General features: G+C 47.0%; 10 protein-coding genes. 2 read left to right on the top strand and 8 right to left on the bottom strand.

Annotation, left to right across the window (positions count from 1 at the left end; genetic code table 11):
• Positions 1-46: 46 nt before the first annotated feature.
• The 3 genes from EYA81_RS05440 to EYA81_RS05450 form a co-directional block, all read right to left on the bottom strand.
• Complete coding sequence (locus EYA81_RS05440) at positions 47-1,888, bottom strand: collagen binding domain-containing protein (RefSeq protein ID WP_131225453.1); 1,842 nt, start codon at positions 1,886-1,888, stop codon at positions 47-49.
• A gap of 524 nt (positions 1,889-2,412) precedes the next feature.
• Entirely contained in the window at positions 2,413-4,824 is a 2,412-nt protein-coding gene (locus EYA81_RS05445; RefSeq protein WP_227187197.1) for a hypothetical protein, read from the bottom strand.
• Between the two features lie 509 nt (positions 4,825-5,333).
• Positions 5,334-7,613, bottom strand: coding sequence for an exo-alpha-sialidase (locus EYA81_RS05450; RefSeq protein ID WP_227187199.1), 2,280 nt, complete (start codon positions 7,611-7,613; stop codon positions 5,334-5,336).
• Positions 7,614-7,899: 286 nt separating this feature from the next.
• On the opposite strand from EYA81_RS05450, the gene EYA81_RS05455 reads away from it, so the two are divergent.
• Together EYA81_RS05455 and EYA81_RS05460 are read left to right on the top strand one after the other, a co-directional pair.
• Positions 7,900-8,955 carry a porin gene (locus EYA81_RS05455; RefSeq protein ID WP_131225456.1) on the top strand — a complete coding sequence of 352 codons (1,056 nt, stop codon included), beginning with the start codon at positions 7,900-7,902 and terminating at the stop codon, positions 8,953-8,955.
• Between the two features lie 67 nt (positions 8,956-9,022).
• Entirely contained in the window at positions 9,023-9,883 is an 861-nt protein-coding gene (locus EYA81_RS05460; RefSeq protein WP_131225457.1) for a hypothetical protein, read from the top strand.
• An 11-nt stretch (positions 9,884-9,894) separates the two neighbouring features.
• Here EYA81_RS05460 and EYA81_RS05465 read toward each other — a convergent pair whose 3' ends face one another.
• The 5 genes from EYA81_RS05465 to EYA81_RS05485 form a co-directional block, all read right to left on the bottom strand.
• Positions 9,895-10,950 (bottom strand): Gfo/Idh/MocA family oxidoreductase, encoded by a 1,056-nt coding sequence (locus tag EYA81_RS05465; RefSeq protein WP_131225458.1) that lies wholly within the window; start codon positions 10,948-10,950, stop codon positions 9,895-9,897.
• A gap of 23 nt (positions 10,951-10,973) precedes the next feature.
• Positions 10,974-11,990: a metallophosphoesterase family protein gene (locus EYA81_RS05470; RefSeq protein WP_131225459.1), complete on the bottom strand. Its 1,017-nt coding sequence runs from the start codon at positions 11,988-11,990 to the stop codon at positions 10,974-10,976.
• A 44-nt stretch (positions 11,991-12,034) separates the two neighbouring features.
• The gene (gene ispF, locus EYA81_RS05475) at positions 12,035-12,514 is read right to left on the bottom strand and encodes a 2-C-methyl-D-erythritol 2,4-cyclodiphosphate synthase (RefSeq protein WP_044467241.1); all 480 of its coding nucleotides are present in this window, start codon (positions 12,512-12,514) and stop codon (positions 12,035-12,037) included.
• 74 nt (positions 12,515-12,588) lie between these two features.
• Positions 12,589-13,206: a fumarylacetoacetate hydrolase family protein gene (locus EYA81_RS05480; RefSeq protein ID WP_087331480.1), complete on the bottom strand. Its 618-nt coding sequence runs from the start codon at positions 13,204-13,206 to the stop codon at positions 12,589-12,591.
• Positions 13,206-13,862 carry a redox-sensing transcriptional repressor Rex gene (locus EYA81_RS05485; RefSeq protein ID WP_087331477.1) on the bottom strand — a complete coding sequence of 219 codons (657 nt, stop codon included), beginning with the start codon at positions 13,860-13,862 and terminating at the stop codon, positions 13,206-13,208. Before EYA81_RS05485 ends, EYA81_RS05480 begins: the two co-directional genes overlap by 1 nt.
• Between the last annotated feature and the right edge of the window lie 103 nt (positions 13,863-13,965).

Consider the following 13,965-nt stretch of genomic DNA (forward strand, 5'->3'; position numbering starts at 1 on the left):
AGGAGATAAAGAGGGAAAAACAAAAAAATTAAATATCAGCAGTTTGTCACCCCATTGTGATGTCACGCAGCACCAGTTTGTTCTCGTCGCCGTTCTCTTCTCCCTTAAAGACACCAATAGTCAACATTACATCTTCTCCGTTGAACTGAGACAAATCATAGACAAAATCGGCATATGCCTCCGGATCCCCCTTTCCTCCGGCCTGATGGATAAATTTCCAGCAACCGTCGGCAGCAGCCTCAGCAAACTGAGCCGTATGGGATGCAGGTGCCAAGTGTACGACAGTTCCGTCCATACGGATAGCTGTCACCTTGAAGAAGGTAGCATTCGTTCCACTGAAGTTGCGAGTCTTCAACGTCATCCTATCACACCCAGACGCAATGGAGAATTTGGCATAGAAATAAGATTCGGGAACGGTGGTACTTACGTTGTTTCCACTACGTGTCTTTATCAGATAGCCTTCGGAAGGGAATACCTCAGGATCTTTACTGAGCGGCATATACGACCACTCGGCACAAATATGGTCCGCCTCGCGCCATGCACGATAGGCGTCCACATAGTTATCGCGATTTCCCTCAACCGGACTCAAGCCAGTGAACTTCGACTTCATTTGCGGCATGGTAGAGCGTACCATTTCCCGGGTCATCTCCCAACCATCCAACTCTTCGACCGATGTTCCGGGCAACCAGCCCCATCCTTCAACGGCTTCTTTAGCAAAAGCGATGCGGCGCAATACCAACTGCTTCCAGTAATCACCAGTCTGGGCACGGAATGTACCGATGGCAATGATTACTTCCTTACCGATGTATTTGCTCAAGTCTACCGGAACAGAAGTGTAATTTTCCGAGGCATAGGTTCTGACATCACCCACCATCTCAGCCTTCGGATCGGTAGCAGTCAGGTCTACCACCTGCACGCCATAATATACCGGAGCAGCTTCATCGGCACTGTGCGTACGGATCTGGAGGGTCATCATGTAGTTATCTTCTGTAATCAGCTTGCTTCCGAATACAAAGGAATCGAACATCTCCAAGTCAGCAGGATTCTTGCGTTCCTCTTCATTGTTACGAATGCGGAGAGTGGTTCCTTCGTTCTGCTCTTCCCAGTCGCCACGGAAGTCCATCGTACACATGTAGTTGCAAGCCCAATCCCAGTGGGGATAGCTTTCAGCGTTTCGTCCGCCACGGTATTCGTTATAATACCATTTTTCTGCAGCTTTCAAATCATCAAGAGTTAGTCCGCGCAATATTTCTGTCCCACCCATGCGAACCTCTATAGCGGCAATGCCATCCACAAAGTCAGCTATAGCTACCTTCTTCGCAATGGAAGCATAGCCTGCTTTGGTAAAAGTAACGGTGTAGTCTGCCAATGGCAAATTACCAATTTCAAATGTACCGTCGCTTCCGGTGGTGGCAGTCTGTGTGGAACTGATGCTGACCATCACTCCTTCCAACGGAGTATTTCCCTTTCCTGCATCAACTACTTTTCCTTTGATTTTTGCGGCTGCATACTCCATTTTAGGGCTAACTTCAGCCACTTGTTCTTCATTGAATTTTCCTGCCACAACGGTAACACTTACCGTCTGGTAATCGGCTTTCGTAAATGTAATTATATGTGTACCTATTGAAATATTTTCGAGTGTATATACACCCTGCGAATTTGTCGTGGTCTGAGGACCGTCCGGTGCAGCCGTTATACCGGAACCATCGACTAAAACTGTGACCCCTTCAAGAGGGGAAGATAAATCATCCGTGACGACACCCGTCACCTTTCCATAAGATAAAGCCCTTCCGCCCGTATCATCGTCCGAACAAGAGCTCGCCATGATGACCATACTTATAAGCATGGCCATCAGTCCAAAAACTTTCAGCTTTTTCAACTGTTTCATAGCTTAAATTATTAATTAGAAGTTAATATAACAAAGGAGCCGATGCCAATCGCCCACATCAGCTTCAGGGTGTTGCAAACCGCCCCCTTATTTGCAAAATTGATTCCACATGGGTTAATTTTAGGGTTAATTTGGGTATAATGGCATAAAAAAAACATTAATCCAGATCATTTTAACCCATAAAAGAAAGTACAGACTTCGCCTAACACTTTAAGCCACAAAAGTAGTGCCGCGAATAAAACAATTATCGTATAAGTCCTACTAAATCTTTATTTTCAACAGCCCATTTGTCTTCATTTACCATATTGAATTCATCGATTTTGGGAGCCTAATTATCAGAGGAGAAATAATGGGCTATCTCAGTATACGACTGAGATAGCCTACATATGTGCCTAAACTTAAAAATATTTTATAAATACTTTTCAATTGCATATAAGAACAACAACAAGAACTTCAGGAAAGCAGACAGAAAAATAAAAGAAAAAGCAAAGACAAAAAATACCGGATGCAGCATACCGGGAAAGCTAATTCCAATAAAGGCTGAAAGGAGTAGGGTAGTCTTCCCCCGTATGTTTTTTGTATTCTGCCACAAATCTTTGATAAGTACCAATAGCAGCATTTTCATGCTTAAGCATGAAAAGTGACTTGATGCAACAAGACAAGGCTGTTTCGTTCACCGGATCAATATTGAATTCCGCTTCAGCCAAACTCACAGCTTCCGAATAATCCTGAGCCTCAAAAGCCTCTTTCATCAACTGTAAAACAAGCACTTCCAGGCGGCACTCCACATCTTGCTTAAAACCGTCGAACAACGGATCGTCCATAAAGCCGACAAACTTGCCACGCCCTACAATATGCAGGAACTCTTGCCGGCAATTCTCTACCCGGTTTTCAGCAACTATCGCCATAAAACGCAGATAGTCACAATAAAAGACAGAAGACAGCGTGAAACGAAAACATCCTTTCTCATAAACCAGTTCTATGCCATCCAGTTCTTTCAGAATCTTGCGCAAATGATTGATGGCTACTCCACGCGAGTTTTTCACTTTATCTTTTGGCTTGTCGGGCCATATCAAGTCACTCAGTTGTTTGGAAGAAATTCCGTCGGCATCGCTATAACGCAAAATGAGACAGAATATTTGTTTGATACGCAAGGAAAACATATAAGAGATGTTGCGACCACTCCGGTCGAAAACGGAAAAATCACCGAATAAATACATGGAGTTGGCAGTTCCCGCATCTACTGCCTGCCTCTCCATCTTAGTGGTATCAGAAGCATCAAGAAGCTGTTCCTTGTCTTGTCTCACAGCTTTGCCGGCCTCGCCCTTACCGGAGTTTCGGCGCCACTTGTACACTATCCATACGCCTCCACCAACTACAACCGCGACCGCCAGCACTAGCCATACACGTGAAACACTTCCTCCACTGTTATTCGCAATATATTTTTCAAGAGAAACCGGTGGAAAGAGTAACGAATAAACAGAAAATTTGGAAGATACGTCATCACGTGTTTCCTGCACCGTCACAAAAAGCCTGCTTAAACGCTCGTTATAATAAAGACGAGCATTTGTCGTGATTTTATCAGAGTAAATGGGAATGGAATCACCCAATATCTGACAGCTGCCATCTTTTATAAGAAAACGGTAGAGACGCAAAAACGAGTTAGACACACTCTCGGGATAACGCAAGACATAAAAACAAGAATCATTCTGTATCAGCATATCCTGCACCGGCACCACATTGGGCTGCCCTTCCGAAATATCCCAAAGTTTCTGCACATGCATCTCTTGCAAATCCACCTTATAAAGATCGTGAAAATAACGGCGGCCTATTACCTGGTCACCCGACTCATTGCCCATACCGCCAAAAATATAGACAGAATGGTTACTGTCCAAATAACCGGCCGAAGAGAAATAACGGGGACAAAGAAAATCACCGGATAGAGAACCAAGTGTATCCCAACGCGCTTCTTCCGGATCGAATATATAGAATTTATTACTGTAATACATATTGCCGAAACCACCGAAGATGGTGTAACGCTTGCGGACTGCATCATAATAGGAACAATGATGATGCAACTGCATGCTGAGCCGACTGTAACTCTCTACTCTCCAGCCCAATGTATTCAAGTCCAGACTTGCTATCATAGGCTCCGCATCCCCATTCTCTGTATATACCTCGTAGACATATAACCTTTCACTGGCACTGTCAAAGAAACTACCGGCAAGAAACAACTTCACAGGACACCGTTCGGTAAAAGCCTTGGCAGAAATATTTCCCGTTTCCATATTGTAGACAAACAACGAATCACGATTGAAATAATAAATCTCATTTCTACCAATATTATAACAAGAACCTGCTTCTGAAGCCGACGCAAAACCGCCCTCCCGCTTCCAGTGAAAGGCCTCATTAATCAGCCACACCGGATTTTCCACTTTACCGTAAAGAATCCCTTCCCGGTCAAAAACCGATTCTCCTTCCGCCTCATCCAAAGGAAACGTGTAAGTGTGGTCAGCGTGCACAACCAACTTATCAATAGCTATCTCTGGAACGTCAATAATGTGGTCGCTCTTACCGAACACTATTTTCGGGCTGAACTCATCGGCAAGTGCTACACCCTTGCATACTTTTTCCTGATCATGAATCTTGAGAGTAATCTCATCCTGCTTCAAGTTAAAGGCTATCTTCACCCTGAACCAATGGGATTTCATCGCTCCAGCCTTATTGACAGGCAAGGCTATCAACACACACTTCCCCTCTTGATTCAAACGGAACAAGATATCATCACCACGAAAATCAAAAAAAAGATTGAAAATCTGTCCTTCATCCTTCCCCTTAACACGCAAGATATAACCGACGCTCTCGGTAGAATACAAAGCTATATTGAACTCCAAGTCAAAATAGTCTCTGAAAGAAGGATAACTATGAGCAAACACATCATAGGATGTTCTTTGATCAATAGGACTGACCGCGCCACGAAATCTTAATCCGTATGCGGAAACCAGTTGGGTAGTGCAAAGGCCAATTATAAAAATGATATATCTATACAAGTGTACCATTAGGTTTCATTTAAGGTTATGCAATACCATCATCAAACACTAGCCAACATTTATTAATAAATGATGGGAAGATTGGAATGCAAATATATTAAAATATAAACGAACGAAAAATATTTTCTTTGAAAAAGTAATATATCATACAGTCACAAGACTTTCCAAACGGATGTTGACTAAATTTATACTAAATGAAAAGACAATATTCGTAAGAGAAGAGATTATGGAGGTAATGACTGCAAATACCGAAATGACGGCAGTAACCTACAGTACATAATGACAATATAAGAAACTAAAAGTCCGTATCATCTCAGTGCCCATAAAGGCTGCAGATGTACGGACTTGATGAAAAGCAGGCACAAAGGAGATTACATGAACTGCATGAAGAAAAGCTATGACGCGGGTACTCCCGTCACAATTCCCCGGCCATGTGTCCCTATATAGACCCGCCCATATTCCTGCATGTCACCGCAGATATGCAATACCAGGCCATATTGATGGACATCATCGTTGATACGTACCCAAGAGTTCGCCGCATCGTCAGAACGGAAGAAACCGTATTGCCCGTTGACTACGCCTATCAGATAGATGGCAGGATAATCATTGCCTGGCTTTGCCTTGCCGAAACCAAAAGCATAGATGGTACGTACCTTATCCAAAGCACGGAAATCAAATTTTTCTGAAGCAGCAGAGCGGTACAAACCATCATAAGCTGCAATCCACAAATCTTTTTCATGACCGGGAGTAGCGTAGATACGGTCTTGTCCTCCACGCGGATCTCCTCTTCGTACGGCGGCACCGGCATTACCCCGTTGGAACCGTTTAACAGTTAAATTCAATGTGTCGGCATGAAAAGTCGCCCCACCATCCTCGCTGCTATACAATATTTCGGCCACAGCATCTACAGCATAAAAACGTTGGGGGTTCACCTTGTCTGCAATGACGCGGATATTCTTAGGCAAACCACGGCAAGATAGCCAAGAAGCCCCCTTATCACGGGTCAGATAAGCCTCCGAGCGGTCGGGTGTCCAAATCCAAGAAGAGCCGTCTGCTGCCACGGCGATATGCCCATTACGAGACTTTTCCGTCGGAACAGTGGCACACATAGTCCAGTGCCTGCCCCCATCTTCTGAATATGAAATGGTCTTTGCACCCGGCTGATGGCCGAACAGTGTACCAACTCTGACTATCAAATCCTGCTTCAGCCAGGCACCCGTCACTCCATTCGTATTTCCGAAATGAGGATTGGCATGGCTGCCCAACGAATCGGGCCGATTGAGGTCGAAATGCGTAAAGCCACCATAATCACCGATACCGGAAATCAGACGCGCCCCTTTTTCGGGAGCATAGAGTTCGAGAGGCACGGTCTCTTCGATACCGGCAGACATGATACTCCATTTCACCGGTTCCCCACGTTCCACGGCAGAGAGGTTGAAAGTTTCCCAACCGCCGAAACCGGTGGTAAACATGGCATGTTCAGCGTCGGTAGGGTCTATCTCTATGTCGAACATCCAGTGTAGGGGCGCTACCTTTGTATAGGGAGCTTTGGAATAATCATACTCATATCCCGTCTTGAAAATCGGTTTCCAGCTCTTGCCACCGTCAGTCGTACGGAACATCTCATCACTTTTATAACCGTGCTTGCCCCCTAGACTGTGTGTACTGGCAATCAGATGCTTCGGATTACGAGAATCTACAGATACGGCTGCATAGCCAAATCCTGCCTTTTCGCCACCTGGCAGTCTGACGGGAGAAATGTCTGTCCATTTGCCTTTACGGATATCGTATTTCCACACACCTCCATCCCCCATCTGGCTTGGACCGGGAGTATCCCCATACGTCAGAATCAATTGCCCGTCACCGGTCAAGACCATATGCGTGGGGCGATACTGCACCGGCTGCCCCTCAACCGGCTGCCAGCTTTCACCATAGTCGTGGCTCACGAACAGATTTTCCCTTCCCATCAATGAAGCCGCCACATAAATGTCACGGGTACCACGCCCATCTTGAGTACCTTGTACATCGTAGACTATGCAGACAATGCCACTACCGCGATTCCCCCATGCAGCACGGTCGGCAGGATTGAACTTCTCGGAGACATCCGGGAAAGACACCACCCGTGCCCAGCTCTGCCCCTTATCCATACTGCGCCACAAACCATGTAAACGGGTTCCCATATAAATGATATTCCCATTCTGCGGGTCCACCATCATCCGTTCCCCATTACCACGCCCGTTCTCGTTGCCGCCCATCGTAAAGGGCACATCGACACGGGCAAAGGTTCTGCCGCCATCATAAGAACAAAGTATGGCCCCATTGGAGCTACTGGTATACGTACCGCAGGCAATATACACGTTCTGCGGATTCTGCGGGTCGATGGCAATGCTCTCCACCCCCTGCAGATTGCTTTCATCCAGACTTATCCAGTCCAGCAAGGGCGTCCACTGGTTGGAAGCAGCGTCCCACCGGTAGGCTCCTCCCATATCGGTGCGGCAATAACGGACACCGGGAGCTTCTGGGTGAAAAACAATACCGTCCACAAAGCCTCCTCCCACTATCGGTACACTCTTCCATTCGTAAGAAACGGAATTCACCGGAGATATATCTTGAGCAAGCATCGGCATGCCGCCCAGCATCAAACTTATTCCTGCTAAAAACAACTGTCTTTTCATAAGCATCAGAGTTCTAAAACAAACGTTCTTGATATTTTCTTCAAAGATAGGAATATTTCATTGATATTTCAGACTGAAACTTTTGCTACAGTGCACATATAATCCTAACAACCAACGTTTTAATAAAAGCAAGAAACTAAATCAAGCCATAAAAAGATTAAAACGGCACCTATCACAGTTCTTCTCTCTAACAGTTTTTGTAACAACAATGCAACATATATGACACAAAAACACAACACGCATGTCCGAACTTTGTCACCGACAAATCATTCGACAACAACAGATTATGAAAAAAAGTGCATTGACAGTACTAATTGCCCTGCTGCCGCTGGCCGCAATTGCCCAAACGCCCTCCATCAACGAGGACGGAAAAAAGATTGAAAAGGAGAAGATGGAAACCAAAGACTACCTACCGGAAGTCCACGGAACCATCCGCGCCAAATACGAATATCAGACCACCATGGGTGCAGGACGTTTCGAAGTACGCAATGCCCGCATCAGCGTGACGGGTAACGTATTGCCTAGCGTAGCCTACAAAGCCGAGATAGACCTCTCCGACGAAGGTCAAATCAAGATGCTGGATGCCTACGCCCGGCTTTTCCCGACAAAAGGACTGACAGTCACCACCGGACAAATGCGCGTCCCCTTCACCATCGACGCCCACCGCTCACCGCACCAGCAATACTTCCCCAACCGCTCGTTCATCGCCAAGCAAGTGGGCAATGTACGGGACGTGGGGTTCACAGTAGGATATACCCTGCCTACCGGTGTACCTATCACTGTGGAAGGAGGACTTTTCAACGGTTCCGGACTGACTAACCAGAAAGAATGGCACAAGGAAGTGAACTACTCCGCCAAAGCCCAATTTCTCTTCACCAAAGGACTGAACCTAACACTGAGCGTGCAGAGCATCCAGCCGGAAGAAGTACGTATGCAATCCTACGACATCGGTGCCTACTATGAAACCGGCCGTTTCCATATCGAAGGCGAATATTTGTACAAGCAATATTCCGACAACGCTTTCAAAGATGTACACGTTGTCAACACCTTCATCAACTACGATCTGCCGTTACGGAAAGTATTCAACAAAATGTCTTTCCTGCTGCGCTACGACATGATGACCGACCAGAGCGACGCCAAAACCGCCGATGAAGAAACCGGCAGATTGACGGTGACCGACTACAAACGCCAACGCCTAACGGGCGGCATCACCTTCAGCCTCAGCAAAGCATTCCGCACAGACCTCCGGTTGAATTACGAGAAATACTTCTATGCCAAAAACAGCATAGCGAAGGAGTCGGAACAAGACAAAGTAGTATTGGAATTGATGATACGCTTCTGATATTTCTTGGCTTCCCCTTGTTTCTTTCATTCCAAAAATGTATATTTGGAATAAATTATTCCGAGCTATGGCAAATCCAATCATACCCGGTATACCGCAGACTGAACAAGACTTATTGTATAGTAAACTGAATGCATACAATCAAGGGAGAGCCTCTTATAAGGAAGTAGGCGCCTATCTTATCGTACTGCCCCGGCCTGAGTATCTCCAATATACTTTGTGGATTTACTCTCCACTGCCCGGGAGACAGTCCATCTTCTACATTTGCGACCTTTCCACCGACATTCACGAAACGCTGCGGATGGCAAGCACGCTATGCTTCTACTCACCGCGCAGCCTGCTGCTTGTGGAGTACAATGCCAAAAGAATGCAGAGCAAAGGGGACGACATTATCTCCATAGGCAAACACCACGGACATTTCCTGCACGAAATTCTCCGTATAGACCCAGCCTATCTTACGTGGATAGCCTTCAAATTCCAGCCACGCATCCCCAAGCAGGAACGTTTCGTACAGATTGCCAAGATTTACCATTCAGTCCACCTCGACATACAACGAAGAAAAACGTACCAAACCACCGGCGGACGTTTCCTGGGGAAGGAAGGGGAAAAAGTGGAGAACCTGACACTGACCGTACTCAGCGTGCGACTGGAAGACAACCCCTACAAGACGCAGCTCAAAGGGACCACTCCTTATTTCTATGTACGCCAAGTGTTGAAACTGAAAGACTCCATCGGCAACTTCGTCAGCATCCGGCTGAATGCACGCACGGCAAGCCGGAAATCATGCCAGCTGCCCGCCGTGGAACATGCCTACCAGATGGGAGAAGTAATGAAGATAGCATCGGCACGCATCGCGCGTACCTATATAATAGGAAGTACGAAATACACCCGATTGACACATGTAAAGTTACACGTCCCTACCAGGTAAAAGATTTTCTATCAGATACGAACCACACGCTGCATACGGCTGCTTTCCCAGGCTGCCTCAATCAAGCGGATGACTCCGACCACCTCGCGGGCATCGCTCTGCAAAGGTTCGCCGTGGTGGATATGCCGATAGATATTCTCATAAAAAACTGCATAATCACCGGGAAGACTTGGATAGGGTTCATAAACAATTCTACCGTCTTTTTCCGTATAAAGCAGTCCCCAAGAGGATTTGTCCTCCTCGCCCCAGTGCGAAGTGCCGGGCAATACGCCCTCGGTCAAGGCGGCTTCCTGCGGGTCGAAACCATATTTCACGTAAGAACCTTCCCTACCGTGGAGGACGAAACGGGGTTCGCTCGCACACATCAGATAGCTGGATTTCAGCGTTATCTTCACTTCGGGCGCCTTTGAGGGACGTAGCAAATGGATGATGAAATAGTCGTCTACCTTGCTGTCCTTGCGCAACGTGGCAATATCTGCAAAGACGGCTTCGGGCATACCGAACAGCTGCACAGCCTGGTCTATGACGTGGGCACCCAGGTTATAGGTCAAGCCGCCCCCATCTTGTCCGGTTTCCTTCCAAGTATTCGGCTTGATAAAATTACGATAACGGGGGAAGGTGGATTCAAACTCCACCAGATGCCCCAGCAAGCCTTTGGACAGTATTTGCTTAACTGTCAGGAAATCGCAGTCCCACCGGCGGTTCTGGTAAACGCTCAAGGTCAGCCCCCGGCTTGCGGCAAGTGCCACAAGTTCCTCAGCTTCTGCTACGGTGGTGGTGAAAGGCTTCTCCACAACCACATGCTTACCTGCTTCGAGGGCGCGGCGGGCATACTCATAATGAGTGCTGTCCGGTGTGTTGATGACAACCAAATCCAACCCTTCCAGTCCGATAAGTTCCTCAAAACTCCGCACAATACAAGCGTCGGGATACTTCTCCCGGGAGAGTTCCTTACTGCGCTCCGTAACGGCAGTCAATTCAAAATGAGGGTTGGTAGAGATGAAGGGAGCATGGAAAACACGTCCCGACATTCCGTAAGCGGCTAATCCGGTTCTTATCTTGTCCATATCGTTCTTTTTTAAGTTCACCCTTATTCCGTCACCAACGGACGCTTACGCCAATCGTCTTTCACATAGCTATCCGGGTAGACTGTTTTATCAATGATTTCACCATCTTTCAGACGAATCCAGGTGGTGAAAGTACGGGCACCTTCCTTCATCACAATGACACGGGCACCGTTGGACAAATGGTTGTACTCGGTATTGCCACCGGTGAAACGGCCGTAAGCCAGCAGAATGCCTTTCCACATTACGGCATAATCGTTGTCATGGTCGTGTCCGACAAACATACCCATCACATCACCGGCCTCTTTCATGGCAGTGAACATGCCCGTATTCAGCTCCGGAGCGCAAGCCTTTTCCATGCGGGTACCTTTCAGTATGGCGTTCTCATCGGAAGCGGCTTCGTTATATTCCGGCAGAGGGATGTGGAAGAATGCCAGTGCAGGCAAAGGTTGGCCACCGTTCTTTGCTTTATAAGCGGCACTCTGCCGACGGTACCAGTTCACCTGGTCGAAAGTGAGCCAGTCGTACCCCTTTACGTCGGGCAGTTTAGAGTAGGAATGGGAATCCATGCAGTAAAGCAGGGCTGCATCCTTCTTGCCATCCGAGGATTTCAATGTGAGGACATAGTCGGGAGATTCTACTCCGCCACGGTCGGGCTGGATATTGAAAGGCATGGAACGGATAACGTCATAAAGCTCGGCACGTGTTTTTCCTTGCTCGTTGTCATGGTTGCCAAAGGTTACGACAAAAGGAATCTTACGGTCCGTAGCATAGGAAAGCACCTTGCGCATGGCTGTATCGGCAGGTGCGGCATAGACCACATCGCCGGTAAAGACTACTAAATCGGGGCGCTCGGCATCGAGCACCTCGCCAATACGCTTCAAAGCAATATCCGAAGCCGGATTGCCATACTTGAAGTGGATGTCTGTAAACTGGACAATTTTAAACTCTCCGTTCTTGTTGAACCGTAAAGGCGATACTTGTGCCGGGCTGAACAAGAAGGATAAAAATGCCAGACAAAAGGTCAAGGAGATTTTCTTCATATAAGTGGATGATTAAAATTAGTCGGTATCATTTCAGCATAGTATTATTCTTTCACTATCAGCACAGTGGCATAGGCAGATATACCTTCTTCTCTGCCCGTAAAGCCGAGTTTCTCCGTGGTAGTGGCCTTGATGGAGATGTCGTCCTCGTCTATGCCCATCACAGTGGCAAGCGTGCGCTGCATTTCGGGAATATGTGCTTTCAGCTTAGGACGTTCGGCACAGACGGTGGCATCAATGTTGCTCACCGAATAACCTTTGGTAGCTATCAGTTCTATTGTTTTTTTCAGCAGAATCTTGCTGTCTATGTTCTTGAACTCACCGGCAGTATCGGGAAAATGATAGCCGATGTCGCGCATATTCGCCGCACCCAGCAATGCGTCACAGATAGTATGGATGAGCACATCCGCATCCGAATGCCCCAACAATCCCTTTTCATGTTCCAAGCGAATACCGCCTAGCCAAAGCTCGCGCCCTGCCACCAGTTGGTGGACGTCAAAGCCAAAACCTACACGTATCTTCATATCGTTGCTTCTTTAAGTTGACACGAAAGTACGGAAAAAAAGCGAGGTAACAAGAAAAAACAAGACGAAGATAATCAGCGGATATTGAAATCGAGCACTTTCTCCTCTCCAAGATAACCCTGCAAGTGCTGTCCGATGCTGACAGGGCCTACTCCCACAGGTGTACCCGTAAACAGCAAATCACCGATTTTCAAGGTCATGAAGCGGCTGACATAAGCAATGATTTCATCTACCCGGAACAGCATGTCCGCTGTATGACCGCGTTGCACCTCCTTATCATCAATCGTCAGATGGAAGTCCAGATTTTGCACGTCTCCACCCGCCTGCTCCAACGGGATGAAGGTGCCGATGGCTGCCGAATTGTCGAAACCTTTGCAAAGCTCCCACGGATTACCCGCCTCGCGGAACTTGCGTTGCAAGTCGCGTGCCGTGAAGTCGATGCCCACCGTCACCGCATCGTAATAGCGACGAGCAAAGCGGGGAGCAATATTCTTGCCTAAACGGCAGATGCGCACCACCACTTCCGTCTCATAATGCACCTCATCAGAAAAATCAGGGATAAAGAAAGGCTTGCCATCTTTCAGAATGGCCGAATCGGGTTTCAAGAAAATAACCGGTTCCTTATTCTCGTGTGTATGTCCCAGCTCTTTGTTGTGCAGAGCATAGTTCATTCCTACAGCAATAATCTTCATTACTTGATTTCGTTAAAGTTCAGTCTGTTAAACATCACGGCCAGATGGGCATAAAGGGAAGTGTTCTGCACGACAATGTTTTCGGGAACACGGATACGGAACGGGGTGAAATTCCATACGGCCTTGATACCGCCCTCTACCATGGAATCCGTTATCTGCTGGGCTATTTCGATAGGCACCGTCAGCACGCCTATATTGACATCGTACTCCTGCATCTTCTGCTTGAACTCGTCCGAATGATAGATGGGGATGCCGCTCAATGTCGTACCCACCAATTCAGGCTTCACATCAAAAGCAGCCACTATCTCCAAACCGAAATGGCTTAGGCCCGAGTCGCGCAACAAGGCACCTCCCAAGCTTCCAACACCGAACAGAAAGGCTTTGTGTATATTGGTAAATCCCAAGAAATCCTCCAGTACAGCTATTAGTGTGTCCACCTCATAGCCCACACGCGTACGTCCGGAGATGTTGACATACGAAAGGTCTTTGGCAATCTGTGAAGCATCAATATTGATTTCCTTGGAAATCTGGGTGGATGATACGAATCGTTCCCCCTTTTGTTTCAGCAACTTTACATTGGAAAGGTACCACGGAAGCCGGCGCAAAGTAGGTTCCGGCACCTTCATGGTTTCTTTTTTCTGTAACGGATTGCTCATAGTTTCTTATTTAAGTTCTCAATATTGCGATTGACAAAAGTAGTGCTTTTTTTCTAATCAGTAACACGGATGCAACAAAAGCTTAACATAATTTCTAATTGCA

Origin of the sequence: Bacteroides sp. A1C1 (assembly GCF_004328515.1) — a bacterium.
GTDB lineage: Bacteria > Bacteroidota > Bacteroidia > Bacteroidales > Bacteroidaceae > Bacteroides > Bacteroides uniformis.